32 protein-coding genes are annotated in these 22,564 nt (G+C 55.7%); 1 reads left to right on the top strand and 31 read right to left on the bottom strand.

The features are described 5' to 3' along the window. Positions 1 to 169: 169 nt before the first annotated feature. Positions 170 to 394: a helix-turn-helix domain-containing protein gene (locus C162_RS25940; RefSeq protein ID WP_036699305.1), complete on the top strand. Its 225-nt coding sequence runs from the start codon at positions 170 to 172 to the stop codon at positions 392 to 394. Here C162_RS25940 and C162_RS25935 read toward each other — a convergent pair whose 3' ends face one another. The 31 genes from C162_RS25935 to C162_RS25790 form a co-directional block, all read right to left on the bottom strand. Continuing rightward, positions 395 to 1,681 (bottom strand): HsdM family class I SAM-dependent methyltransferase, encoded by a 1,287-nt coding sequence (locus C162_RS25935; protein WP_036699304.1) that lies wholly within the window; start codon positions 1,679 to 1,681, stop codon positions 395 to 397. After that, positions 1,681 to 2,472: a hypothetical protein gene (locus C162_RS25930; protein ID WP_156949707.1), complete on the bottom strand. Its 792-nt coding sequence runs from the start codon at positions 2,470 to 2,472 to the stop codon at positions 1,681 to 1,683. The genes C162_RS25935 and C162_RS25930 overlap by 1 nt, the downstream gene beginning before the upstream one ends. Then, positions 2,459 to 3,622, bottom strand: a complete 1,164-nt coding sequence (locus C162_RS25920) for a DNA-methyltransferase (protein WP_084649047.1) — start codon at positions 3,620 to 3,622, stop codon at positions 2,459 to 2,461. Before C162_RS25920 ends, C162_RS25930 begins: the two co-directional genes overlap by 14 nt. Positions 3,623 to 3,638: 16 nt before the next feature. After that, the gene (locus C162_RS36405; protein ID WP_162174493.1) at positions 3,639 to 3,806 is read right to left on the bottom strand and encodes a hypothetical protein; all 168 of its coding nucleotides are present in this window, start codon (positions 3,804 to 3,806) and stop codon (positions 3,639 to 3,641) included. Then, positions 3,799 to 4,161 (bottom strand): DUF3850 domain-containing protein, encoded by a 363-nt coding sequence (locus tag C162_RS25915; protein ID WP_051493929.1) that lies wholly within the window; start codon positions 4,159 to 4,161, stop codon positions 3,799 to 3,801. Before C162_RS25915 ends, C162_RS36405 begins: the two co-directional genes overlap by 8 nt. Continuing rightward, a complete protein-coding gene (locus tag C162_RS37075; protein ID WP_235218527.1) occupies positions 4,161 to 4,406 on the bottom strand; it encodes a DUF134 domain-containing protein in 246 nt (81 codons plus the stop codon). The genes C162_RS25915 and C162_RS37075 overlap by 1 nt, the downstream gene beginning before the upstream one ends. A gap of 483 nt (positions 4,407 to 4,889) precedes the next feature. Continuing rightward, complete coding sequence (locus tag C162_RS34655) at positions 4,890 to 5,984, bottom strand: DNA cytosine methyltransferase (protein ID WP_268748818.1); 1,095 nt, start codon at positions 5,982 to 5,984, stop codon at positions 4,890 to 4,892. Positions 5,985 to 6,054: 70 nt separating this feature from the next. After that, complete coding sequence (locus tag C162_RS36165) at positions 6,055 to 6,228, bottom strand: hypothetical protein (RefSeq protein WP_156949705.1); 174 nt, start codon at positions 6,226 to 6,228, stop codon at positions 6,055 to 6,057. After that, positions 6,228 to 6,833, bottom strand: a complete 606-nt coding sequence (locus tag C162_RS25895; protein WP_036699298.1) for a hypothetical protein — start codon at positions 6,831 to 6,833, stop codon at positions 6,228 to 6,230. Before C162_RS25895 ends, C162_RS36165 begins: the two co-directional genes overlap by 1 nt. Then, positions 6,830 to 7,027: a hypothetical protein gene (locus C162_RS25890; RefSeq protein WP_036699296.1), complete on the bottom strand. Its 198-nt coding sequence runs from the start codon at positions 7,025 to 7,027 to the stop codon at positions 6,830 to 6,832. The genes C162_RS25895 and C162_RS25890 overlap by 4 nt, the downstream gene beginning before the upstream one ends. Before the next feature lies 1 nt (position 7,028). Then, positions 7,029 to 8,477, bottom strand: coding sequence for a hypothetical protein (locus C162_RS34650; protein ID WP_051493927.1), 1,449 nt, complete (start codon positions 8,475 to 8,477; stop codon positions 7,029 to 7,031). 150 nt (positions 8,478 to 8,627) lie between these two features. Beyond that, a complete protein-coding gene (locus C162_RS25875; protein ID WP_036699294.1) occupies positions 8,628 to 8,867 on the bottom strand; it encodes a hypothetical protein in 240 nt (79 codons plus the stop codon). Then, positions 8,867 to 9,043 carry a hypothetical protein gene (locus tag C162_RS36160; RefSeq protein WP_156949704.1) on the bottom strand — a complete coding sequence of 59 codons (177 nt, stop codon included), beginning with the start codon at positions 9,041 to 9,043 and terminating at the stop codon, positions 8,867 to 8,869. Before C162_RS36160 ends, C162_RS25875 begins: the two co-directional genes overlap by 1 nt. 105 nt (positions 9,044 to 9,148) lie before the next feature. Continuing rightward, positions 9,149 to 9,793 (bottom strand): dUTP diphosphatase, encoded by a 645-nt coding sequence (locus C162_RS25870; protein ID WP_327196395.1) that lies wholly within the window; start codon positions 9,791 to 9,793, stop codon positions 9,149 to 9,151. Then, positions 9,790 to 9,951, bottom strand: coding sequence for a hypothetical protein (locus tag C162_RS36155; RefSeq protein WP_156949703.1), 162 nt, complete (start codon positions 9,949 to 9,951; stop codon positions 9,790 to 9,792). Before C162_RS36155 ends, C162_RS25870 begins: the two co-directional genes overlap by 4 nt. Positions 9,952 to 9,965: 14 nt before the next feature. Beyond that, positions 9,966 to 10,619, bottom strand: coding sequence for a PhoH family protein (locus C162_RS25865; RefSeq protein ID WP_036699293.1), 654 nt, complete (start codon positions 10,617 to 10,619; stop codon positions 9,966 to 9,968). 16 nt (positions 10,620 to 10,635) lie between these two features. Further along, positions 10,636 to 10,959, bottom strand: coding sequence for a hypothetical protein (locus C162_RS25860; protein ID WP_036699292.1), 324 nt, complete (start codon positions 10,957 to 10,959; stop codon positions 10,636 to 10,638). Further along, positions 10,959 to 11,870, bottom strand: coding sequence for a hypothetical protein (locus tag C162_RS34645; protein WP_051493926.1), 912 nt, complete (start codon positions 11,868 to 11,870; stop codon positions 10,959 to 10,961). The genes C162_RS25860 and C162_RS34645 overlap by 1 nt, the downstream gene beginning before the upstream one ends. A 94-nt stretch (positions 11,871 to 11,964) precedes the next feature. Next, positions 11,965 to 12,486: an anaerobic ribonucleoside-triphosphate reductase activating protein gene (gene nrdG / locus C162_RS25850; RefSeq protein WP_051493925.1), complete on the bottom strand. Its 522-nt coding sequence runs from the start codon at positions 12,484 to 12,486 to the stop codon at positions 11,965 to 11,967. Then, entirely contained in the window at positions 12,483 to 14,417 is a 1,935-nt protein-coding gene (locus tag C162_RS25845) for an anaerobic ribonucleoside triphosphate reductase (RefSeq protein WP_036699290.1), read from the bottom strand. Before C162_RS25845 ends, nrdG begins: the two co-directional genes overlap by 4 nt. 179 nt (positions 14,418 to 14,596) lie before the next feature. Further along, positions 14,597 to 14,863: a hypothetical protein gene (locus C162_RS25840; RefSeq protein ID WP_036699289.1), complete on the bottom strand. Its 267-nt coding sequence runs from the start codon at positions 14,861 to 14,863 to the stop codon at positions 14,597 to 14,599. Next, positions 14,860 to 15,342, bottom strand: a complete 483-nt coding sequence (locus tag C162_RS25835; RefSeq protein WP_268748817.1) for a crossover junction endodeoxyribonuclease RuvC — start codon at positions 15,340 to 15,342, stop codon at positions 14,860 to 14,862. Before C162_RS25835 ends, C162_RS25840 begins: the two co-directional genes overlap by 4 nt. A 40-nt stretch (positions 15,343 to 15,382) precedes the next feature. Further along, positions 15,383 to 15,583 (bottom strand): hypothetical protein, encoded by a 201-nt coding sequence (locus tag C162_RS25830; RefSeq protein ID WP_036699286.1) that lies wholly within the window; start codon positions 15,581 to 15,583, stop codon positions 15,383 to 15,385. Continuing rightward, positions 15,564 to 15,830, bottom strand: a complete 267-nt coding sequence (locus C162_RS25825; RefSeq protein WP_036699281.1) for a hypothetical protein — start codon at positions 15,828 to 15,830, stop codon at positions 15,564 to 15,566. Before C162_RS25825 ends, C162_RS25830 begins: the two co-directional genes overlap by 20 nt. 2 nt (positions 15,831 to 15,832) lie before the next feature. Further along, entirely contained in the window at positions 15,833 to 16,561 is a 729-nt protein-coding gene (locus C162_RS25820; protein ID WP_235218526.1) for a hypothetical protein, read from the bottom strand. Positions 16,562 to 16,865: 304 nt separating this feature from the next. After that, positions 16,866 to 17,204, bottom strand: coding sequence for a hypothetical protein (locus C162_RS25815; RefSeq protein WP_036699280.1), 339 nt, complete (start codon positions 17,202 to 17,204; stop codon positions 16,866 to 16,868). 2 nt (positions 17,205 to 17,206) lie between these two features. Next, the gene (locus C162_RS25810; protein ID WP_036699278.1) at positions 17,207 to 17,875 is read right to left on the bottom strand and encodes a 3'-5' exonuclease; all 669 of its coding nucleotides are present in this window, start codon (positions 17,873 to 17,875) and stop codon (positions 17,207 to 17,209) included. Then, positions 17,862 to 18,071, bottom strand: coding sequence for a hypothetical protein (locus C162_RS25805; RefSeq protein WP_036699277.1), 210 nt, complete (start codon positions 18,069 to 18,071; stop codon positions 17,862 to 17,864). Before C162_RS25805 ends, C162_RS25810 begins: the two co-directional genes overlap by 14 nt. Beyond that, positions 18,068 to 19,165, bottom strand: a complete 1,098-nt coding sequence (locus C162_RS25800; RefSeq protein WP_036699275.1) for a DNA polymerase — start codon at positions 19,163 to 19,165, stop codon at positions 18,068 to 18,070. Before C162_RS25800 ends, C162_RS25805 begins: the two co-directional genes overlap by 4 nt. A gap of 157 nt (positions 19,166 to 19,322) precedes the next feature. Further along, positions 19,323 to 20,924, bottom strand: a complete 1,602-nt coding sequence (locus C162_RS25795) for a DNA polymerase I (RefSeq protein ID WP_235218525.1) — start codon at positions 20,922 to 20,924, stop codon at positions 19,323 to 19,325. 302 nt (positions 20,925 to 21,226) lie between these two features. Next, entirely contained in the window at positions 21,227 to 22,408 is a 1,182-nt protein-coding gene (locus C162_RS25790) for a hypothetical protein (RefSeq protein ID WP_156949700.1), read from the bottom strand. Positions 22,409 to 22,564 lie beyond the last annotated feature (156 nt).

Here is a 22,564-nt window from a genome sequence, read left to right as displayed (position 1 = left end):
CCCCCCCCTCCCCCCCCCCCCGCGTCAGCCCGCCGGCCTTATGTTTATCGTCTAACGTTAATCTCTATACGTTCACTATATACCGCATATCGTTTATCGTCAAGCGTTAATTTACAGACGTTAACTTTTACGCTATACTCAACGTATACTATCGGAGGTGAGCGCAACAATGGCGGTAAAAATCGTCCTAAATGAAACGTTAGAAAAGGCCGGTATCACACGCAACGCCCTCGCAAGGGAAGCGCGTGTCCGGCCGAATTTGATATACGATATGTGCGACGGTAAGACGCGGCGCATCGAATTGGAAACGCTGAATACGCTCATATCAACGCTAACCGCGATGACCGGGCGGCCCCACTTCCTCGCGGACATACTCGCGGACGGCGGCGAATAACTACGCTGCGGTCGGTAACTCCGAGGTCGAAGGCGCGGCTGTTTGCGTTTCTGCAGCGCTGTAATAGTCCACAACGATCCGATCCTGCCACGCGAAGTCTAACGTATTAACCTCTTCGCCTTCCCACGCTATTTCCTTGCCAGCGCCGAGCGTTAACTCGTTCCAGCGGTAAGGGCCACCCACATACGTACGGCTCGCGTCCCAGTATCCGTCGCAGGTATTATTAGCGTGCGAGAACATAAACGCACTGACGTCCTTAACGCTGTGCCACGAAGGAATATGCGGGTATAGATTCGAGCGCGTGAGATAATCGTCAGTAAAATCCGCTAACAATTCGTCGAGCTGCGTTAGGCCATCGCCCCATTTATCCGTTGAACGTCCGTCTTTATCGTAGCCGATGTCCGTTATCTTCGCGAAGTAGGCCGGCGGCTGCCCTGCGAGAAACTTAGCGCCGAAATCCGTTATATCTTCGTAGCCGCCGCGCTTAAAGTTCGATCCCCAGCGTGTTTCTGCGGAAGGAATCAGCGGAGTGCCGGGCGGCGCTTTACGTACGATGAGTATCTGCGTCTCAATCGTTGTACCGGTTAACGCAAATGTTTCGCCGGGGAGTCCGATCGTTGCAACGTGCCAGCACGTATTGTATAGTAACTGACGGATTTTCTCCGCGTAGCCGGCGTAGTTGAGACCCAGCGGAAGCACGAACGCAATGTAACCGCCTGGCTTGACCGCTTTAATCGCGAGCTCAATAAACGCAGACTCCGATTTCCCCTTCGCGCGTCCCTTCGCTACTTTCAGCGTTTCGAACGTATCCGGGATATCCGCTGCGTCTACGTCGATACTCACGCCGTACGGAGGATTGCCGATCACATAATCGTAATAATCGCGGCGGCTGTGCAGGAACGCATCGCCCCGGATAACGTTGGCCTGCGGATATATAAGTGACGTTACCTTTGCGCTAGTCTCGTCGAGTTCAAGCGCTGTGATTTCTGCGTCCTGCGGCAGGTGCTCGATGAATACGCCGGAACCTGCGCTGGGTTCGAGAAAACGGGAGCCCTGTGGAAATGAACCTCCGCTAAGACCCCGCAATGCTTCCGTTATAAATCGCGCAACGTGAGTAGGCGTATAGAACGCTCCCCCTGCGTATGCGTTCGGTAGTAGTCCGCCAGTTGATGTATAGTTATCGCGGAGAAACTGGACGTCTTCCTCCGTAATGTCAACGCGTGGCTTCGCAACAATCGCCATACTGCGTACATTTCCGTCCCATCTAGCGCGCGACGCTTTGCCCATTACGCCGCCTCCCTTACGTTATCATCCGCGCTCTCTACCGTAATCTCATTCACCGCGCTCATATCCGCCAGCCAACGCGCCCCAATCCCGCATTTCTGCGTAAACGGCTCCGTAAGCTCCCCGTCCGTTTCCCGCAGATTATACGTAACGACCGCGCCTGCCGCTGTATCCCGCTTATAACGGACAGCCCGCGCCTTATTGCGTATCTTAGCGCCAGCATCGACCGCGTTATTCTCGCCCGGCGAACGCTTCCTCCGCCCGGCTCCCGTACGACTATTGCGCCCATCAGCCGCCAATACAACGCCGGCCCCTTGCGGATCATCGTCCCGTATCGGAGTCTCACCGCGCATATTCGTGGCTTCGCTACCGCGCCGGCCCTCGCGCCTACGTTCGAGCTGCGTATCCGAGTATATCGGATATTCGTTGTGCTGCGCTTTGTGCGCGTCCTCGTCCGCGAGCTCATCGTAGAGCACAACGTTAGTCAGGCGGTCCATAAGCGCGGTACTCGCGGATACCGGAGTCGGCCGCTGCCCGGGACAGCCCTTCGCGTACCAGGCGTCAAGCGCGTATTGGTTAAACTCGCCGTGATCGCGGTAATAGGCGACCTGAATCGCAGCGACAACGAGCATACGCGTCTCGCGGTCGCGGATATCGTAAGTCGCGCCGTTATATGCGTAAGGTATCGGCGGGGCCGCGTCCGCTTTGAATAACGCTCTCATCGCGGATTCTAGCGCTTCAATAGCGGCGGTCGTGCGTTCGATGTACGTTTGTTCTGCTTTAGGCTGCATCAATTGCGCCAGCTCCTTCCGTGTTTAAACGTGCGTTTGCGATGTCTACGTGTGCCGGCAACATGTCGATGCCTACGTAATTAAATCCGTCCTGGGCCGCAGCTACTAGCGTTGTGCCGGAGCCGGAGAACGGGTCGAGTACCGTACCACCTGGCGGAGTGACTAGCGTAATCAGCCACGACATGAGCGCGACAGGCTTAACGGTCGGATGCGTGTTCGGGACGGGACTATGCGAACCATTCACGCAGGAATTGCGGTCGCGCTTCGACGCCTTCTTCGAGAGTTCCGCAGGGCTGACGTTAAAGTACGGAGAGTAGAACGCGCCGTTATCGGCTGTCACGCAATTTGCCGGGAAGCGTCCGGCTTCGTCCGGAGTATAAGCGACACGTTCGCGCTGGCCGAACGTATTAACCGTCGGGCTGCCTTCGTCACCTGTAACGCCGTATTCCGTGCGGTCCCCGTCGGTGCGACCAATCCGGCAGCCTGCGATATTAATAGCGCCGGTTCCGTACTTTTCGACCGTTTCCGCGACGGTTCCAGCGAGAGGTTTACGCGCGACGATAATCGGTTCGTGTGCGGGCTTGAGTGCGGTTCCCCATCCGTCCCATTTGCGGGCGAGTTCGGTTGCGGGTGCGGTGATGTCTCCGGACTGGCCGGAATAGTCCCCGTAGGCGTTCGTGCTAATTGCCGTTGATCGTTTAGCGGCCACAGAGTCAAATCCTACTACCTTTCGCTCAGCCCCTGCAGCCTTGTCTATTGCTTTTCCTACGTCCATACTCTTCGGGAATCCGTTAAAGTACAGCCACTCGATAACATCGCGTATCTCAAACCCGCCAAGCCGCAGCGCAATCGTCATTAAATCCTGCGTACGAGTTCCCGCAAAAACCAGCGCGTGACCGCCCGGCTTAAGTACGCGGAGCACCTCGCGCCATAAATCCGGATGAGGCACGAACGAGTCCCAAGCTTTCCCCATAAAACCGCCGTGTCCGTGATCGTACGGTTCACCCGCTAGCCACTTCGTTAACACTTCGCTAATGTCCGGTTCCTTCGATAATCCGTATGGAGGATCGCACACGACGCTATCAAAGAACGCGTCAGGATAGCCGCGCAATACCTCCGCGCTGTCCCCGCATAAAACTACGTTAATCTCCATCAAATTCAGCGCCCCTTTAGTTGGTATATTCGTAGTGTCCGTGTGAAACGACGTCCGGTCCCGGCGGGTCTTGGAACACCTGTACTCCGAGCCCTTCATACTTGTGTGCGTCCTTTACGTAGTGCACCTCTCCGACCTTGTACCAGTTCCATTCCTCTGCTTTTGTGACTTTAATCTTATTCATGCTGCCCCTCCTCTTGTTTTTGTTCGTCAATTAGGTTTGCCACTTGCAGAACATCGTCTGACAAGGACAGTGCGGCATATCCGGCGCTCAGCCAGGGTCCGCCTATCAGCAAGTGTGTGACTTTTCGTTGGCACGACCTGCCTGTGTATGAACCTTTTTGTGCGTCATATTCCCGGAGCCATAGAAAGTCCCCCACACGGAAGTCCCGGTCTAGCCGACGCAGCTCCACTACTTTTCGCATACTCAAGTCCGGAGACACGACTGCTTCATAATGCTCCGGCCAGGTCTTGAGTGAGTGCACCCGATGTACTCCCCAGTCCGTACGGATCTCCACCGCAGGTTTTAAGTTATCCATTAAGCCGCCTCCTCTTCCGTAGTTTCTTCGTCCAGATCGTAGCTAACCGTAATCTCGCCGTACTCCCACCGCTTATACACCGCCGCTATTTTATCCGCAGCCTCACCGTAGAGCTTAGCGGCCGCCTGCTGCGTTATGCCCATAATAGAAGCCGCGTCTTTCTGCGTCATATCCGCGCCGCTGACCCACGCGAGTGCTTCCGCCTGGCGCGGCGACAATTCCGCTGAGTTAATCGCGCTATGCAAGTCGATGAGCGTGTCCGCTGCGTTATAGTCTCCGGTGAATCGTGCGCTGCTTACGTGGTGGCGATCGCGGAGGAGCTTACGTACGCCCTCTGCGTCGGATAACGTGTATTTAACTTCGTATGTGCGTGCGCCTTTGTCTACGTCGATTTTTACACTTCCGATAATAATCCGCTCCCTTATAACGGTCAGGCCGGCGCAGGATTACCGCAGCCCCGCGCCAGTGCTGCCGCTTATTATGAAATATTCTAACGCTGAAACCTGCGAATACTATAGCGCAATTGTCCGCTTAAGATGCGATTTCTCGCATTAATTCCGTTTCCGCCTGCACATACTCGTCTTCGCAGCGTCCGTCATGCGTTTTATATCCGCCAGCGAACGACGTACACGCGTCGCCTACGTAAATCTCGCCGTCACACCATGCGCAGTAAGCGGAGACGCGCGGTTCATCCGGCGGCTGGAAGCGTTCGTCCATCGGGCTCCACATTACGCAGTCTCCCGTAAATCTTCCGCCAAGGCTGCGTTAAGTTGCTCCGCCAGCGCGACTCCGATCACGTAGGAGACGCGCGATGCGACTCCGTTTCCGACAATGCGATATTGCGCGGATAGCGAAATTGTGTCCGGCAGCACGTACGTATCAGGTACGGATTGTATGCGCAGGCATTCGCGGACGGTGAAACGGCGCGGTCTATCTTGCGGGAACTCCGCGAAATTCTCAACCTTCGCACGCACTATTCTGGCTGGCTTGTCTGGGGAGTCGTTGTATCCTTGCTGATGCGCTTTTGCGTGAGAAAATTGGGCCTCTGTAATAGGGTACTCAATGTGATTGCGTTGGACAGACTCCTGCGTATGCTTCTGATCATATGGCTCCGGCAAGTCACCGATCACATCGCGCAGCACTTGCGTCCGGTATTCCTCTGCGCCAGGCTCCGGAAACTCAAACGTAAATCCGATATCCTTACGCACGCCGACGATAAACACGCGTTCCCTCTTCTGCGCGACGCCGTAGTCCCAAGCGTTGATTAAACGCCACGTAACCGCGTAGCCGATCAGGTCAAACTCAGCGAGTAGAGCGTCGAACGTTGGGCGGTGCCTCTTCGTGATCAACCCCTTAACGTTCTCGAATACGAAGGCTTTCGGCTGCTTGCGTTCGATTATCCGCAGGTATGTCCAGACGAGTTTACCGCGCTCGCCATCTTCGCCAGCACCTGCGCCAGCAACGCTATAGTCCTGACATGGCGGGCCACCTGCGATGATGTCCGCGTCCGGTATCCGTGCCTGCAGCGCCTCGTCCGTAATGTCTCCGCAGATTACGTGGTCGCCGATGTTATAGGCGTACGCTTCTGCCGCGCGCTTATCGAAGTCGTTCGCGAAGGTGATATCGTAGCCTGCCGCTTGCAATCCGACCGCCATTAAGCCGCCTCCGCAGAATAACTCGGCTACCGTTAAGCCGTTCGTGGGAAGGCGTGGTGTTACGTTATAGTTGCGTATGGTTACCGTCTCCTTTTCGCTGATATATACGAGTCCGTTCGGAGCGCCTTTCGCCCACTGCGTTAATACAGCGGAGGAAGGAGCGTCCATTGAGGCTATCGGATGCTTGCGAATGTACTCCGCGTAACCTCCGGCGGCCATTTTCTGCGCTACCGCTGTGCTAAGCGGCTTCGGGTAGTGATTCGCAATCACCAGCGCTCACCTCCGTTTTAATTGCCGCTAAGAATCCCGCGTTATATCCGATATCCCGTCCGGCTAAGTAACCGCTATCGTACGCATTGGCGACGGCCTTCGCGATAACCACGTCGTATATTACGCGCTCGGCTTCGCTCATCACGCCGCCTCCGAGGAGGAGCGCAGCGACTCCATAATCTCGTCAATCTGCGCATAGAGCTCCGCCAGCCCCGCGTCATTCGTTACGGTAAAATCAGCCGCGTATCCGTCGAGCGCCGTTTCCGTTCCGTGGAACAACTCCGCGTATTCGAACGTGTCCCCCGAGTTGACTGCGCGTTCGATGCGTAGGCCGTCCGGTGCATCTACGCGAATTAGGACGTAAGAGCGTGCGGCGAGCGCTTCGGCCTCGTTTAACTGCCTGCAATCCGTTACCACAGCGCGGAATGGCGCGGTAGGAATGTGCGGAGCGTGTTCCCGCAATGAAGCGTTACAAGCTGCGCGATCCCCCGCGCGCCAATCGATAGTGGCGAGACACTTGCGTATCCAAATTCCGTCCTCTACCGTTCTGCACGCCTGGCCGAACGTTTGATAGAGCGCACGCGGCTTCGTACCGGGCGCAGGCTCTCCGAAGAGTTCGTGTGCATAGCGCTTAAGCTCGTCGCCGAACGCAAACCGTGTGTATCCGTATTTTTCCGCGAGGTAATCGCCAACCGTATCCTTCCCGCTGCGAAGGCGTCCCAAAAGCGCGATGTTAGGCAACGTCATTCAACGCTCACCTCCGGAAGTAAAATCGCGACCATCTTGCGGAACTCGCCGGCGGGATGCCATACGCTATCCTCGTCTTGACCGCAGAGCCGGCGGACTTTACGGCCGTTCGACCACACGTTGAGTACGTCGATCTCAGCGTCAAGCGGCAGCGCGTTAAGCATCGCGATTACTTCGTTGATCGGGCGCTTCATATTACGCAGCCCCTTTCAGCGCGGAGGAAGCAGCGGATTGTCCGCCGTCCTCCCGTGAGTCATCCGTAATACGCAGGGGCTTACCGAGTTGTGAGTTAGCGAATTTCAGCGATAATTTATCGCGGTCACTTACGATATCATTCACAATCGTAAATGACGCGGACTTACCGGTCACAATGTCACCTACGCGAACCTCCGTTGGCCCCGGCGCGTTCAGATACTCCGCAGGGACCGCTAGGCCGAGTGCTCTCCGAAGGCTAATCGCGCGACCGATTGCCGCATTGAACGTTTCGCCCGGAGCACAACGCGCTTTACCACGATAGAATACTCGTTGACTACTGATGCCTTTGATCAGCGCAACGACCGTTCTCTTCTCGCGATTAACGATAAACTCGCAGGTGTCCGTTATGACCACTCCGCCACCTTCCGTAAACCATAAGCTCGGCGAATAGCCTTCCCGGCTCGGATAGTTGCGGTTAAGAAGCGCTTCGACGTCAGCCTTCGCACGCTCAACGATTTCGTCGCGAGTCTCTTGAGGCGATAGTGCCGCCTCTTTAACGGCCGCGGACTTCATAACGCCGAGCCCCGCGAACGACGGTAACGTAGTATCAACGGGACCGGACGCGACTTTGCGCTCAGTCAGCGCCTTAATCGCAGATTCTAACGTGGTGATCTTCGCCTCGGCCTGCGTGAGTCGGAGCACGAGGCTGGCAACGTTGGCGACCGCTTGGGACTCGGCGGGCTGATCGGAGAGTAAAGGCGTAGGGGCGGCGGAGGCAGCCGGTTCGAGTACGGCGTACTTACCGTTAGGGTATGTCCCGTAGCAGCCGTCGAGGAAGCAGATCCCGTCGTCCTCAATGATTGCGGATTCATGCACGGTAGCGGCCTGCCCTACGTTAAACACGAGGTTTCCCTTCGTAATAATCACGCGCTCGCCTACCGCAGCCTTACGGTCGACCATTCGATATGCGCGGCTAACTCCGTCCTTATCGTCGATGCGGATAATATCGGAGGCTTCGAGAACAACGTACTCATCTGCGGGAAGATTGAGCGTAGAGCCATCGCCCCACTTACCGTCCGTATCTACGAGACCGTACGATGATAGGCGCGTTACCGTGTGGATTCCGCCTGCTCTACGCTCCCCGAAGCGGATATCCGAGGTGACCTTAATCCGCTCGCCTACGATCGCCTTCCGCTTAACTTCGCGATATTCACGTAGGACGCCGCCGAGTGATTCGTCGGGGAGGACGGTGATAGGCGCAGAGTCGGCTTCGTCCGGGACGATTACGCAGTCTTTGAGTTGCACGTACCCTTCGTTTCCGTTCGGAGTTTTCCCGCAGATTCGGTATCCTGCGTAGCTGCAGACGTGACCGTCAATTTCAAAAATCTGACCGACCTTATCCGCATACCAAAACGTCTCTTTCTGCGCGCCTGTGATCTTAATTTTCATTAATAATCGTCTCCCTTATCGTTTAATTTACGTACTCCCACCGTTCGCACCGTTGGCGCGGTTTGCGCGGCGGGTTTGTTGCGTCAGGAAAGGCGTTTGTACCGGACGTAGGATTGCCCGTTTCCTGCGTCCCCGTTACGTCTTTCTCCGTTAATAGTCGTCCTGTGCGTCAATTAGCGCCATTGTTGCCGCGTCATCCAGCGTAGCGATTAACGCACGCCGCTCCGTATAGTTGACGCCGGATACCGCGCTGTACGTATCTTCCGCGAGTCGTCCCGGTCCAAGTGCCGCCAGTACAACGCCTGTTACGTGGCCGGCCCGCGCCAGGCGAGCGTAGTGTTCGAGCGTGTCGGCGACTGCGTTAGGGAACGGGATGATTTCGGCTGACATTAGCGTGCCTCCTTTTGCGCTGCAAGTTCGTTATACTCCGCGATCCATTCGTCGGGTATCGGCAACCATGCGTCCATATAACGCTGAACAGCGTCCTTGATCTCGCACATCCGCTGTGCCTTCGAGATGTAACGCGGCTTTAATCCTAGCGGTGGTTTAACGCGTGCTCCGTTCATCCGTACGCCTCCTTTACGTTAGTATTGCGAATAGTCCGTACCAAAACGCCAAGCATACGATAATTACGATGGCCCATACGATGATGAATTCGTAGTTAGGGCGTTTCATACGCTGACTCCCGTATGTCCGAACCCGCCAACTCCGCGCGTAGTCTCGGTTAACTCCGCAGCCTCTACGAAGTTAACGCGCGGATACGGAATAACGAATGCTTGCGCCACTTTATCGCCTTTCCGCACGATGTACTCTCCGCCCAACAAGTTCACGCCGACCGCCTCTTCTCCGTTTAGGAACGTCGGCCATTCGCAGTACTCGTCGATTGAAAGCGCTGGCCGCGTATTATCGAACATCATCGCAACTTCCCCGCGATAATCCGAATCAATTACGCCGATTCCGTTAGGCTGCCGCAGCTTTGTCTTAAGCGCGATCCCTGACCGCGTACACACGAGCATTACGTAGCCCGGCGGAATCTCAAACGCAAGGCCGAGCGGTACTTTAGCGGTCTCACCTGGCGCTATAATCACGTCTTCCACCGCAACCAAATCGAAGCCAGCCGCTAAGTCCGTTGCATATTGCGGTATTACTGCGTCCGGATGCAGACGCTTAATATTTACGTTAATTCCGTTTTCCACGCGCTCACCTCTCCGTAATTGTTCGATTAACTCCGTCCGCCGCCGTCTGCGATCCGCCATGATGTCTGCCTGCTTGCGGTCAGGGACGCGGCGGGCTCCGTTAAAGAGCGGTTCGCTCATAACAGCGCCACGACTAGCGCCCGCACCGCAATGGCCCCGGCGATGACTACGAATAAGGCCGCCCAATCACGCGCTGATTCTTCCGCCGCTGCGCGACGTTCATCGACCGGCTTAACGCGGTAGCCGCGCGGCGTGCGTTCGATATCATACGTTGTCATAGCGTTAGCCTCCTTTACCATTCGAGCGTGTCCGCGTGCTGCGCCAGTTGTCCCCGGAAGTTAACGGTCAATTCGCAAACCTGCGCGTACGGCTCGCTGCGGAAGTGTTCGATATACGGTGCGAATCCGGACTTGCTAACGTTCTGCAGATCGCATTGTTCCGTATGGCCTTCGAGAATAACGGTGCAATCGTCGTGGATTCTAGTAAGAAGTTTTTTCAACTCCCCGCGAGTAAAGTTCTGCGACTCTCCGATGATGACCGTTTTCCCTTTAATGTTCGTACCACGAGCGAAGATGTGGCTCATCGGGTATACCCACGCTGTTCCGCGCTTCAATGCCTCCGCATTCTCCGGATCGAATATCGCTTTCGCCGGGTCCTCGCCGATCTCGTACAGCGCGTCATGCAACGGAGTGACGTATGCGGATTCCTTCTCGCGCTGATTGCCCGGACGGAATCCCATGCGGCCCTCCTCAACCGGACTGAACACGTAGACTAACGGTTTGCCGAGGAGCTTGGCGGCCGCTACAGCGAGCGTTGTCTTACCGGTGCCGGACCGCGCATTGACTAGCGTTAGTTGGCGGTCGAATATCGAGTTTACGTAAATGCGCTGTTCGTCCGTCAGCTTATCGGCGAATCCGAAGAACATCGAATCTTTCGGTAGTGGCATACGTTGGCCTCCTCGTTTAATCTGCGTTCTGCGTACGTTCCTCGATTACGAATATTGCGCCGCGCTGCTCAACGATATCGTATTTCTGCGCGTCGATAACGCTGCCCGGCCGGAGTGTGACTTCGTGGCGGACCGCTACCGGCTCCGGGTACACAGCGCTGAACACTACGCCGAGCAGTCCGACCAACGCCAGCAGCGTGAATATTACGCCCATTCCGTACTCTTTCGTGGACCAACCCATTACCGCGAGCATTCCGAAAAGTAAGAAGATCACGCTGCCGACAACGATAGTAAACACGTCGTAAGTAACTCCGCCGCCATACGTATTCAGTACGTCCATTAAGCGGCCTCCTTCGCTTCTGCAGCGCTGTAGTCAACGTCGGTGTCGTCAGTGACTTTGTACTGCTTATCCGCAGCCCAACCGAAAAATCCGACGAGGTTAGCCGCGTAGTTACCATAATACTCACCGTCTTTATCGGGAAGCATCCGCTCGATTGTCTTAACGCCCACGAAATCGCCTTTTAGCGTGTGCAGATTAACGCGTGCTCCTACTGCGGGTTCCGGTTGCGGCGCGTCCGTATATTCGCTAGGCACCGTTAATCCGAGCGCTTTCCGCAGCGCGATCGCTTTGCCGATTTCCGCGTGGAATACGTCGGCTGGCGAACACTTAGCGTAGGCTCTAGCGAGTTTCCTACCGCTATGGCTGCCGATGATTTCGCAGACGACCGTACGCTTATCGCGATTAACGCGGAATCTAACGTTATAGAGCCTGCGGTAGAAGTCGTTACCGAACGGCAGCACCTCCGTTTGATTCTTACCGTTCGCGGTTAACTCCGCAACGTCAGCGGTCGCCTTTGCGATAACCTGTGCGCGTGTAATCGGCGCGAGCTGCGCGGGGCTCTCCTGCGTAATCTGCGCTTCCAAACCCGGCAGGATCGCGCGAATGGCTGCGGCGTTGTCCGCGACAAACTGGCGGAAGGCGGCGAAGAGGGGATCGGTGGATAACGCGGGCGTTACCGGTTCGAGAACGACGTACTCAATTCCGTACATACTTGAGCTATACGAGATTAACCCGGCAAACGCACGCTCCCTGACGGACCAAATGTCCCCCTGCGCATCCGCGTGTTCAACCGTGAGCTCATCGCCGACACGTAGTCCGACGTTGTGAACGCCTACGATCTTAATCCGTTCTCCCACCGCTGCCTTACGTTTAACTTCGCGATAATTTTGCGTTTGTTTGACGCTAGTCATATTTATCGTTGCCTCCTTCGTAGTTGAGCGCTCGGTTAACGTGTCTCTCGCGCCCTATACCGTATTAATCGTAGTCGTCCGGAGCTCCCGCACCTTATAGCGGAACTTTATATAAAAAAAACGGAGAGTCGGCGAAATTAATCGCTAACCCTCCGCTTCGTCTCCGTATAATGCGCTGATTCCGACTGCCCCGATATTTGAGCGTAAGATCACGCTCGGCCTCAACGTAGTGCCCGTCTACGATAACGTCGCAGAGTTCCACTAATTCCCGTAGGTCAGGCCGCTTAAGTAACGTCTCATACACATATCCCGTATACGCCCACACGTTGCGGTCCGGACAGACGGCGCGGAATCTACGCACAAACTCCGCACAGGCCGCCGCTGAGAAGAACGGATCGCCGCCGCACAGCGTTATTCCGTCAAGCAGCGGATTAGCCGCGACTTCCGCGATTAAAACGTCCTGCAGCGCGGGCGTAAACGGACGGCCGTACGCGAAGTCCTGCGCCGCTACGTTATGGCAGCCGGGGCAAGCGTGACGGCAACCGCTGATGTAAAATACCGCGCGCATCCCATCTCCCTCCGTGATTGACTCCGCACAGTAGCCGGCGAGATTCATACGTGCCGTACGCGGTCCTCAACCTCCGCCTGCTTAGCCGGATTGAATCGCGTTTTGTAATCGCCTGTTAAGTAGCCGGTCACGCGGCGGATACGCGACATCGGGACGACGCGGTCCTCAACGCCGCATGACGGACACTCTGCGCCGATGATTCCTTCGTAGCCGCACGCCGGGCAGCGGTCAATCGGATGGTTAACGCTGAAATAGCCGATATCCTGCGAGAGTGCGTATTGGACCGTCCGCATAAAGGCGCGCGGATTATTGCGTGCGTTACCGTCGAGCTCTACGTATGAGATTGCGCCCGCATTACATAGCGCATGGAACGGCGCTTCGAGTTCGATTTTACGCGCGGCTGTGATCGGATAATATACGGGAGTGTGGAATGAGTTCGTATAATAATCGCGGTCGGTTACGCCGGGGATAGTACCGAACTCTGCGCGGTCAATCTTCGTAAACTTACCCGCGAGTCCTTCGGCAGGCGTCGCGAACAGCGTAATGTTCAGTCCGTACGCCTCCGACGCGTCATCGCAAAACTCACGCATTCTGGCGATAACTTCGTGCGCCACCGCGTAGACTTCCGCGCTCTCTCCGTGATGCTTACCGTAAAGCGCCGTCATACACTCCGCTAATCCGATAAAGCCGAGCGCGAGCGTTCCGTGCTTAATGAGATCGCGCACATTATCGTCCGGATCGAGCGCTTCTCCGCCTTCCCATACGCCCTCACGCATCATGAAATCGGAGGCTCGCGCCGGCTGCTGCGCTTGGATTCCGTAACGGTGGATAAGGCCGCGCACAGCTACGTCCATATAGCGGTCAAGTTCGGAGAGGAACCCGTTCATGGCCGCTTGTTCACCGCGTGCGCCCGTTACGATTCCGTATTCGAGTCCGAGCCGTACGAGATTCAGCGTATTGAACGAGAGATTACCCTTACCGGATTGGTGATTGCGGCCGAAGCGGTCGGCGATCGTACGCGTCCGGCAACCCATCGTCGCGATAATCGTATTCGGGTCCGCTGGGTCGTAATACTGCAGATTATACGGAGCGTCCACGTTAACGAAGTTCGGGTACATTCTCCGCGCGCTGCATTCGACGGCCCGTACGAAGATATCGTAATTGGGGTCGCCGGGCTCCTGGTTAACGCCGCGCTTACACTGCAGAATCTGCTGCGGAAATATTGGCGTTTCCCCTGCGCCGAGCCCGGCAATGGCCGCGTCCAGCAGCGCGAACGAAACCATGCGGCCCTCCGTCGACGTACACATTCCGTAGTTAAGCGAGGTAAATGGAATCTGTCCGCCGGCCCGCGAGCTCATCGTATTCAAATTGTGGATCAGCGATTCGGCCGCTTGATACGTTTCGGCCTCCGTCTCGGCCCGCGCGTATTCGTATGAACGCGGAAACACTTGCGTCAGGTCGCGGTTATCGAGGAATAACTCCGCGTCGGCTACGTGGGTATTTTCGTGGAAATAGCGCTGAGCCTTGCGGAAGTGTTTAACGAAGGACTTGCGGACGTACGGCGCGAGGTCCCAATCGATTTTATTACCGCTGACACCGCCGTATTGTGCGTTCTGCTGCGATTGGAATATGATCGCTACGAGCGCCATCGCGGTCATAATCGAATTAGGATGGCGGACGGAACCGCTGCCCGTATTGAATCCGTTAGCGAGCAGACGGTCGAACGGAATGAATATACAATTCGTTGTGCCGAGCGCGTATTGATCGAGGTCGTGTACGTAAACGTGTCCGCTGTCAATCGCGCTGACCAATTCCGCCGGCATTACGGATTCACGCGCGTACCACTTCGAATACTCCGATCCAAACTTCGACATCTTACCGCTGAAAGAATCTCCGTTAAGGTTAGCGTTTTCCTTGAGGATTTCCGCATCCTGTGCGTGGATAATACGTTCACCAATCTCGTGTAAATGCGTAGTCAAATATGCGGCCTCCTATTCGTTAAGGTGCGCGGTCGTCTCGTCATACCTGCGCCGCGCATCCGTTAGTTTTCGTTCTAAGTCCGTAAGTAAAGCGCCGTAAACCGCGAGGCTACGTTCGAGCTCCGCGATTTCGGCGAGTTGTGCCTGCGCTAGTTGCGTTGTGAGGCGGTCCGGCTGCGTCATGTCTCGAAGTCTTCCGCAGCGAAGGCGCTTATTAGTTCCGGATACTCGTAGTTGCAGTCGTCGAATATACGGTCTCGCGCATCATCCGTTAGCATTCTACGGTCAACTCTCGCGAAGTTGTATCGCGTAATCAGCCCGTATAATATCTCCGGAGTTTCGTGCGAATCATCCGAAGCAACTTGCCCCACGCTCACTCCGTTAACGTAGAACGCGGTCCCGTCGTCATACCCCGTTTCAATTACGGTTAACACATCCGTCTTCATGCCGCAATCCCTCCGATTTCATCGATCATATTTTCGCGCAGTAAATACGATAGGCCAACCGCGCATGCGTCCGCGTCATCGTATCCCGTCCGCCACTTATACCCGTCCGCCAAGCGCAGATACTTCCGTACGCCTTCCGCTACTTCCGGCTTCTCCGCTTTACCGCTGCCAGCAACGTATTTCTTAACCGACGTCGGGCTCAGCGCGGGTTTCAAGTCCTCCGCCTGGTATCCGTACGCCGCTAACGCTTTGTCTGCCGCTGCCCATGCGCTGAATATCGTTTGCGTCGCGCGCTTGTTCCGGCCGGACGTAAAGTCTTCGCGGACTACGATGTCAAACGGGCGGTGTTCGCGGAGGAAGGCGGCTACAAACGTCTCGACCGTGTAATTGCGCACTGCATCCGTATCGGCCGTCGATGTCGCAACGGAGGAGCACGCGATTAAGTGCGGCGTGCGCCCCCGGACTTCTAGCGCAGCAATGCCGGGACTTAGCGATAAGTCGAGCGCTAGGATGCGGAAGTTAAACTCCGTCTTCTTTACGATCGCTTCCGCCTCCTTCCGCTTTAAATCCGAGAATAAACGCTGCGATTACAAACGCCGCGAAGACAACGCGGGCATAGATGGGGCCGGACGTTAAGCCGGACGCAGCGACTACGAGGCCCAATCCGATAGCTCCGCACAGGCCGACGTAAAAGACTCCGTTAATTATCCGTTTCAACATCCGCGTCACCTCCTTCCGCTATCAGCGCAATGATCCGCGCAGCCGATTCGTCAAGTAACGCCAGCAACTCCGCCGTAGACGTCAGGCGGTCGAACGGTTCAATCGCGGTCATCAGCGCGTCAATCTGCGTAAACGTCTCCGCGCTGAGTAGTTCATCCGCCGGCTTATCCGTAAGCTCCTCCGCCAATGAGCCGAGTGCTCCGAACGTGATTAATTCGCGTAGTAGTTGCGTGTTTATAGCGCTCATATTTACGCCGCCTCCTTCGCTGACTCTTCGTATCTAATCCGCTGAATCTCCGTGAGCGCTTCGATTGGTCCGCGTTTCTTCCAATCCGGCAGGCTCGACCGGTTAATCGCGCTGACTTTCCGTTCAATGACTGCGATTTCCTCTTCCGTTAAGGACAGCGCACACGCACGCTTGAAATTGTTAAACGTGAAATTTTCGATATCGAGAGGCGGCGGCGTCTTCTCGCTGACCGCGTGAACAATGTCCGCGAATCCATCGAATACCTCTGCGCGCATCTCGGCCGTAATATACAGGCCGTACGCCTTGATGTCCGGAGTCTTAACGAAGTCCTCGGCGGTCATTTCCCACGCCTTTTTAGCGCAGTTAACGTAGAGGATCACGTAATAATCGACGCTGTACATTTGCGAGTAACAGACCGTTTGCTTAACGTGCTTCTCGTCCGGACCGTTGCGCGTCGAGTATTCGGACGTTTTGGCCGACGTAGTTTGCTTCGATTTAACTTCGAGGCCGACGCGCAGCACCTCGCCGTCATCCGTCCGATACAACATAATTCCGTCGCAGAATCCGAATAGCGAGAAGACAGCGCCATTATGCGTAATCTGCGTAAGGCCAGGCGCGAACTGTTCGAAGCGCGGCTCTCCCTGCGTGTTCCGTTCGAAGACAAAGCGCGGTTGCTCACCGGTGGCCTTTGCGTAGTATTTCTCCGCGAATAAGATATCGCGCTGTATCATATCGCCGACCTGCGTTCCCAAACGAGTCCAGCGACCTTTATGCGGAGATTGTACGGATACGTCCTTCTTCGCGCCGAGCGCCTTTTCGTAGAGTGATCGCGGACATGCGCCGGCTGCCGACGGAGAGAAGTACGGAACATTACGCGGCGGCCATACCTTGCGTGATTTATCCGTGAGGACAGCGGCGTACCATGCGTGTAGCTGCGCGTCGAGTGCGTCGTCATACGTTTCCGGTGCGGAATGCCAGGCGTTGAGATATGCGGTGAAGTCTTGCGCGATTTGATTAGCGATTGATTGCGTAATATTAAGCCGCCTCCTTCGTAATTAGCGCCCAGCCATACGCTGAACCTTTCTTCGTTTCTTCTAGCGTCCGGCTTGCGAGTTGCAGTCCGTTAATCATCGCGAACACGTCCGACATGTACAGCGGATAACGGTTGCCGTCCGCATCCTCAACGATAAGGCCGGCGCTGGACCGCGAGCTGAACCAATCAACGACGGTGAAATCTCCGGTAATCTGATGTTTATCGCGTGTTACCTCCACGCCCCACTCACTACATTCATTACAGTAGCGGTAATGGAGCTGTGAAAGGTCTGCGCCACATGTCGGACATTGTACGGCTTTTATCTTGCTACTCTTCGCCATTCCTACGCAGCCCCTTCCGTTCTCTTAATCGTCCGTACAATTGCGCCCGGCGGCGTATACTTTAGCGGACGTTCCTCCGAGTCAATAACGACGTTCCTATACGCAATCCCCGCCGTGTCCGCTTTCTGTCGGAGAGCCGCGTAAACCTGCAGCGTAGCCTCTACGTCATTCATCGCGCGGTGGTGTCCGTTGAGCGGTACGTTGTATCTAGCGCAGACGTCAGCGAGCTTAGCGCTTTCGTCCGGATCGACTAGGCGGGACATGGCGCGAGTGCAGGCAAAATACCACGGCTTATAGTAGCGTGATATGAATGCGAAATCGAACGAGACATTATGCGCCACTATGTAGCTCCCGTGAGCAAAGTGTACGGCCGACTCCACCGCGTTAAACTCATCGGGAGCTCCATGCAAGTCTTCTGTGCGAATCCCGGTCAACTCCGTTATCTCTGGCGGAATTACAGCAAACTCCGCTGGACTGCCGGAACGTTTACGCGGCGTATTACGAGAGTAGCCGAGCGCTACGTACGTTTGAAACCGTCCGATTTCGCGGATACTACCGTCCGCTGAGACCTCCGCTCGGATAGCGGCGATCTCCGTAATGTGATCCGTAGTGTGATCGAGGCCGGTCGTTTCAACGTCGATTACCGTGATGATTTCGTTAGCTGCGTTCATACTTCGTCACCTCCACGTTTATTAAGCGCTCGACCAAGTCACCGAGCCCTGCGTAATCCACACGATAGTCCGCGCAAAATATCGCCGCAGCTTCTTCGGGTTCATCCGGTAAATCTCCGTTCTCAACCGCGCAGCTTACGTATTGGCGGATGGCTGCGTGGAGGTCGGCGTAATCGTCTTCGGTGAGTTGCATCATACGTAAACCTCCCCGTATCTATTCGCAAACTCCGGCAGGGGCCGGTTATTCACGTAATCCCATTCGTGCGCTTTATACTCGAACATCCAGCGCTTTTGTATCGCAACGTCCGTCACTAGCGGCAGGCTTAGCGTAGTCGTCTGCGTCATTACGTCGTTAATTAACGCGATCGTCTCCGGCGTTACTTGTTCGTCCGGAACGCTTACGAGCGCTTCGTCGTGAATGGACGCGTTAAACTCCCATCCGCGTTCTCGACAAATCTGCGCCAATCGTATTCCTATGCTCTTAAGGATGTCCGCGCCGGACCCTTGCACAACGGCATTGAATGACGCGCGCTCCCAATAACCTATGAGGCCGCGTTTCTCAGAGAGTACGTCAATCTCCGCCTGCAGAGCGTTGAGTCTGCTGTTATCCGCCGGAGTCAAAACGGACTTACTACGTAGCTGTTTTCGCTCAGTATATAAGCGGATTAAGCGCTGTTCGTTCTTGCCGGCCGCTGCTGCGGTGGACTTATAATCCGGGAATCGACGTTTCCGTCCGGATAGCGTTTCGACATACCCGTGCTGGCGCATGAACTCGCGAATATCGGCCACCATCGTTTTAAACGACGGAAACGTAGCGTCAAAGTTAGCGAAGAACATTTCCGCGACTTCCGCTGATACGTTCATTTTCTTCGCGAAGGCGGTCGGAGATTGATCGTATGATACCGCGAGCTGTCCGGTCTTCATCATCTTACGTGGCTGGAATGTGTGCGTCGGGTCGTACGCTTTATCTACGCAGAACTCCTCCGCGATATTGAACGTCATCATCGCCATCGTCGTATATAAGTCAACGCCGTCTACGAAGATTTGACGCATGGAGTTATCGCCGTATCGCGTATACATGATATGCGCCATGATGCGCGGCTCTATTTGTCCGAGGTCAGCGCCGACTAACGTAAACCCATCACGCGGTACGAATTGATTACGGACGCGATTGCCTGCGCCTTTTGACGGAAGGTTCTGAAGATTCTGGCCGCGTTTAACCTTGCGATTGTCGGCGATGAGCGTACGGACGATTGCGTGATAGTTGGCGTCAGTTATCGTCAGGCTCATTAGACATACGTCCTAACGCCGTAAGTCTCGTTCAAATGCCCACATATATCGTAGTAGTCTGATTCGGAAATGCCGCAGCTCTCCAAGAACTCTATGAAACTTTCACGCGCTGCATGTTTCGTTAGAGCGTACATTAGCTGGCTAAACACTTCGTTATTCACGCACTCGCCCCCGTTTCAAATTCCGCTAATATGTCGATAGGCCGTCCGCTGTACCCGCTCGAACTGTAGCGCCCGGTCGACGTTCCGCCGGACTTGAACTCCGAATGTACGCGGCCGTCCACTTCGATAATCGAATCCTTACCCGCGCTGCCTAACATCGGTTGAATGTACGTTGTCAGTAGTTTCTCGTACGCCGCAACGGTAGCCAGCGGCCGGAGCGCGTCCTCCTCCTCGTAATAAACGTCGAGGATCTCCGCCGCCGTACTCCGCGTCTTGCCGCGTTTAAACTGGCCGGTCCGGTCGCGTATGCCAAGGTGGTCGTAGATTAAGTACGCGAGGTGATTCCCGTTGGTTATCGTAAATTCCTCGACGAATGCCGGCGCGTGATCTACGTCAGGTGGCGCAAGCTCCTCGACCTCTAACTCCGCAAGTCTGGCGACCGCATTCGTATATTTCTTTAGCGTTGTTTTACCCGCCGTTTCACACTCCGCGATTATCGCGCGTTGTTTTTCCTGCGCTGCTCTATTCCGTTCGATGCGCGCCTGCTGCTTCGTACACCATTCCGCGATCTTTGCCGCGTTAAGTGTACGGTCCATCTTCCGAACGAACTCCGCGTCGATGTTATACGATGTGACCACGTCGGCCCGCGCCTTCTCAAGCAGCGGTTCAAACTCCGCCTCTAATTGCGCCAGGCCGTCGAGGTCAACTACGAAGCCGGACCGCGCTAAGAATACGTCGGTTTCCGGTAGCTTCGAGTCAATTTTCGCATAACATTCGAGCAGCTTGCCGGGTCCATCCGCCGAGGCCGCGCGCTTCATCTGCTCGAATTGCCACTCCGTAAACTTCCATCCGTACAGGACGTCCTTTATCGCATAGATTCCGACGAGTTCGATGCTGAACGGAGCCGGCGAACGGTTACCGAACATATCCTCGAACGTATAGATCGGCCCGTCAATACCGAAGAACCGGCCATACTTCGCGGTTAGCGGCTTCAAACCGTACGCCTCTTCATGTTCGTTGAGTAGGCGCATCGCGTCGAGCGAATCCCATACGCATCCTTGAATAACGTAGCCGTCCTTAATCGCGACGTGTAAGTCGTAGCGCGCCGATCCCATATGAAACGACTTGCCGTGCGCCGGCTGCGTGAGGTACGGGGCAATCGCGGCGAGAACCTTCGAACGCGTTAGCTGGCGGTCGGTTGATTTATGCGCGCTCAATTCGTCCAGGAACTCGAAACACGGCACCCCGCGCATGTCTACGTGACCATACGCAAGGTAATGGCCTTCGTCCAATAACGGTAGCCAAACGCTGTATCCGATCGAAACGTCAATGTACGTATCAACGCCGGTTCCCTCGAAGTCATTCGCGGTAAACGATTTAACGCCGAGCACCGCCCATCTATCCGGCCATTCACGCATCTGGCGGCGGCATTCCTCACGCAATCGCTCGACGAACGCCGGTAACTCCGCGTCATCCGTTACGATGTGAAAATTCGGCGGCTTCGTCCGCAACGTCTCCGCAATCCTTTCCGCACGTTCAGCGCGTTCCTTTTCCGCCGCCAACCGTTCGCCCGCTGCGATTACGTCCGCTTTCGTCACCGCCCCGCCGGACCGGAGCTTGGAAGTACCGGACGAGTAATTGCCCGCTTTACTCGTCCCCGCTGCTCCGGTCTTTACTGCGGCTCTTACGGTCTCTACGAGTTGGCGCTCGCGGTCCGTTAGTGACATGCGGCTGATACGTTCGATCGCTTCGGCATCCGTTTCCTCGGCGGCCTTCTTACGGCGTGTCGCTGACGCAACCCTTTCGGCGACGTCTTCCGGCGCTTCGGCTACGGTCGGGCTTCGTAAGTTGAGCGTTAGTTTAACGTCTATGTCCGCTCACTCCTTTCGTATGAGAATCGTTAGGCTGCGTCGTCGAAGCGCTGTTCGACCGGAGTTACTAGCTTGAACATATCTGTCTCCGCCCAATTTCCGCCGATTACTCCCGGAGCCTGTAAGCGGAACATTTCGTCAGATTCGTCCTTGTCTCCGAGCACAACGATGTCGCCTACGTTAATCTTATCGCCTACGCACAGTCCAGAGGTGCTCGTAACCTCTACGATATCTCCCGTTTTGTATTCGCCGACCTTACGTCCGATTGCGTTCCACTTCGCGATTTCCTGTAGAGCGAGAGCCGCTTCCTTCTCGGCTGCGGCGACTTCCTCTGCGGTCAGCACTTCGAATGCACATCCGTCGGCAAGGTACGTATGTCCGTCTGCTAACGCTTTTACCGTTCCGCTATCGTGATTCAGCCGCGCCAGTACTTCCGTTACTGTAGCGATAGTACCTACGGGCCAATTGCATTGACTGCGCGTAATCCGGATTTTATCACCGACATTGAACGCAGGCTTACGTTGTGCTAGAAACTCCGCTTCGGTCGCGGGCTCCGTCTGTCCAAGCGCCAGCAAGTTACCGATTTTACCGTCGGCTCTCTCCGCGTTAAACAGTCCGAATCCGTCCAGCTTCGTTACCTTAACGACGGAACCGACAGCGTAGTTATGAGTGCCTCCTTCACGTACGACCTTAACGTAATCCCCGACGGTCAGGCGCTCAGGCTCTTCGATAACTTGCGCTGTTACCGGTTCGAGGACGACGTACTCATCCGTAGCCACACACTCCGGGCCGCCTGCGTTGTCTACGATGAAAATATCACCGTCGCTATCTAACCGGACCACGTTAAATTCGTCACCGTTCTCGTAGTCACTCCAAGCACAAGCATTCACGATCCTAATACGCTCGCCCACGTCGGCCTTACGCTTGACTTCGACGTATACGACAGGCTGCGCGATAGGTTCGAGAACTACGTACTCCACGTAGCATACACACGCTCGGCCTTCGTTCATTCCCTGCGGATGCTTAACGAATACGTCACCGAAGCCGGCGGGCGCGTCTACTACGAACTCGTCTCTGTTTTCGTAGCGGCCATCGTGTTTACTAACAATACGGATGCGCTCGCCCTTCTCCGCCCAGCGTTTAACTTCGCGGTACTCGGCAGATGGCTCAGCGGTAACTTGCGCAACTTCCTCCGATACTTTCTCGTACACGTCGAACGCCAAGCCGTCCGTATCTAAATCGTCTCCGTCGTCATCCACGGTCTGTGCATCGCCGGCGAAGTCAATCTCGTCGACAAGATACGGCTTGCCTGACGTGAGGTAACTACGCGGTGCCTCCGGGAACACGATAACGTCACCTTCGCGAGC

It is taken from the genome of Paenibacillus sp. FSL R7-269, from assembly GCF_000517865.1.
In the GTDB taxonomy this organism is placed as follows: domain Bacteria; phylum Bacillota; class Bacilli; order Paenibacillales; family Paenibacillaceae; genus Paenibacillus_AQ.
This window is presented reverse-complemented; position numbering and strand designations above follow the sequence as displayed.

Excerpts from the sequence above, each read along its gene's own strand:
- C162_RS25840 (WP_036699289.1), bottom strand. The coding sequence starts at position 14,863 with ATGAAGACGGATGTGTTAACCGTAATTGAAACGGGGTATGACGACGGG.
- C162_RS25865 (WP_036699293.1), bottom strand. The coding sequence starts at position 10,619 with ATGCCACTACCGAAAGATTCGATGTTCTTCGGATTCGCCGATAAGCTG.
- C162_RS25800 (WP_036699275.1), bottom strand. The coding sequence starts at position 19,165 with ATGAGCCTGACGATAACTGACGCCAACTATCACGCAATCGTCCGTACG.
- C162_RS25940 (WP_036699305.1), top strand. The coding sequence starts at position 170 with ATGGCGGTAAAAATCGTCCTAAATGAAACGTTAGAAAAGGCCGGTATC.
- C162_RS36160 (WP_156949704.1), bottom strand. The coding sequence starts at position 9,043 with ATGAACGGAGCACGCGTTAAACCACCGCTAGGATTAAAGCCGCGTTAC.
- C162_RS34645 (WP_051493926.1), bottom strand. The coding sequence starts at position 11,870 with ATGACTAGCGTCAAACAAACGCAAAATTATCGCGAAGTTAAACGTAAG.
- C162_RS25815 (WP_036699280.1), bottom strand. The coding sequence starts at position 17,204 with ATGGCGAAGAGTAGCAAGATAAAAGCCGTACAATGTCCGACATGTGGC.
- C162_RS25920 (WP_084649047.1), bottom strand. The coding sequence starts at position 3,622 with ATGGAGATTAACGTAGTTTTATGCGGGGACAGCGCGGAGGTATTGCGC.
- C162_RS34655 (WP_268748818.1), bottom strand. The coding sequence starts at position 5,984 with ATGGACGCTCCTTCCTCCGCTGTATTAACGCAGTGGGCGAAAGGCGCT.
- C162_RS25875 (WP_036699294.1), bottom strand. The coding sequence starts at position 8,867 with ATGTCAGCCGAAATCATCCCGTTCCCTAACGCAGTCGCCGACACGCTC.
- C162_RS25825 (WP_036699281.1), bottom strand. The coding sequence starts at position 15,830 with ATGAGCGCTATAAACACGCAACTACTACGCGAATTAATCACGTTCGGA.
- C162_RS25870 (WP_327196395.1), bottom strand. The coding sequence starts at position 9,793 with ATGAGCGAACCGCTCTTTAACGGAGCCCGCCGCGTCCCTGACCGCAAG.
- C162_RS25860 (WP_036699292.1), bottom strand. The coding sequence starts at position 10,959 with ATGGACGTACTGAATACGTATGGCGGCGGAGTTACTTACGACGTGTTT.
- C162_RS36165 (WP_156949705.1), bottom strand. The coding sequence starts at position 6,228 with ATGAGCGAAGCCGAGCGCGTAATATACGACGTGGTTATCGCGAAGGCC.
- C162_RS25895 (WP_036699298.1), bottom strand. The coding sequence starts at position 6,833 with ATGACGTTGCCTAACATCGCGCTTTTGGGACGCCTTCGCAGCGGGAAG.
- C162_RS36155 (WP_156949703.1), bottom strand. The coding sequence starts at position 9,951 with ATGACAACGTATGATATCGAACGCACGCCGCGCGGCTACCGCGTTAAG.
- C162_RS25830 (WP_036699286.1), bottom strand. The coding sequence starts at position 15,583 with ATGTTGAAACGGATAATTAACGGAGTCTTTTACGTCGGCCTGTGCGGA.
- nrdG (WP_051493925.1), bottom strand. The coding sequence starts at position 12,486 with ATGAATCTCGCCGGCTACTGTGCGGAGTCAATCACGGAGGGAGATGGG.
- C162_RS25915 (WP_051493929.1), bottom strand. The coding sequence starts at position 4,161 with ATGGATAACTTAAAACCTGCGGTGGAGATCCGTACGGACTGGGGAGTA.
- C162_RS25935 (WP_036699304.1), bottom strand. The coding sequence starts at position 1,681 with ATGGGCAAAGCGTCGCGCGCTAGATGGGACGGAAATGTACGCAGTATG.
- C162_RS34650 (WP_051493927.1), bottom strand. The coding sequence starts at position 8,477 with ATGAAAATTAAGATCACAGGCGCGCAGAAAGAGACGTTTTGGTATGCG.
- C162_RS25810 (WP_036699278.1), bottom strand. The coding sequence starts at position 17,875 with ATGAACGCAGCTAACGAAATCATCACGGTAATCGACGTTGAAACGACC.
- C162_RS25890 (WP_036699296.1), bottom strand. The coding sequence starts at position 7,027 with ATGAAGCGCCCGATCAACGAAGTAATCGCGATGCTTAACGCGCTGCCG.
- C162_RS25820 (WP_235218526.1), bottom strand. The coding sequence starts at position 16,561 with ATGATACAGCGCGATATCTTATTCGCGGAGAAATACTACGCAAAGGCC.
- C162_RS25805 (WP_036699277.1), bottom strand. The coding sequence starts at position 18,071 with ATGATGCAACTCACCGAAGACGATTACGCCGACCTCCACGCAGCCATC.
- C162_RS36405 (WP_162174493.1), bottom strand. The coding sequence starts at position 3,806 with ATGAATAAGATTAAAGTCACAAAAGCAGAGGAATGGAACTGGTACAAG.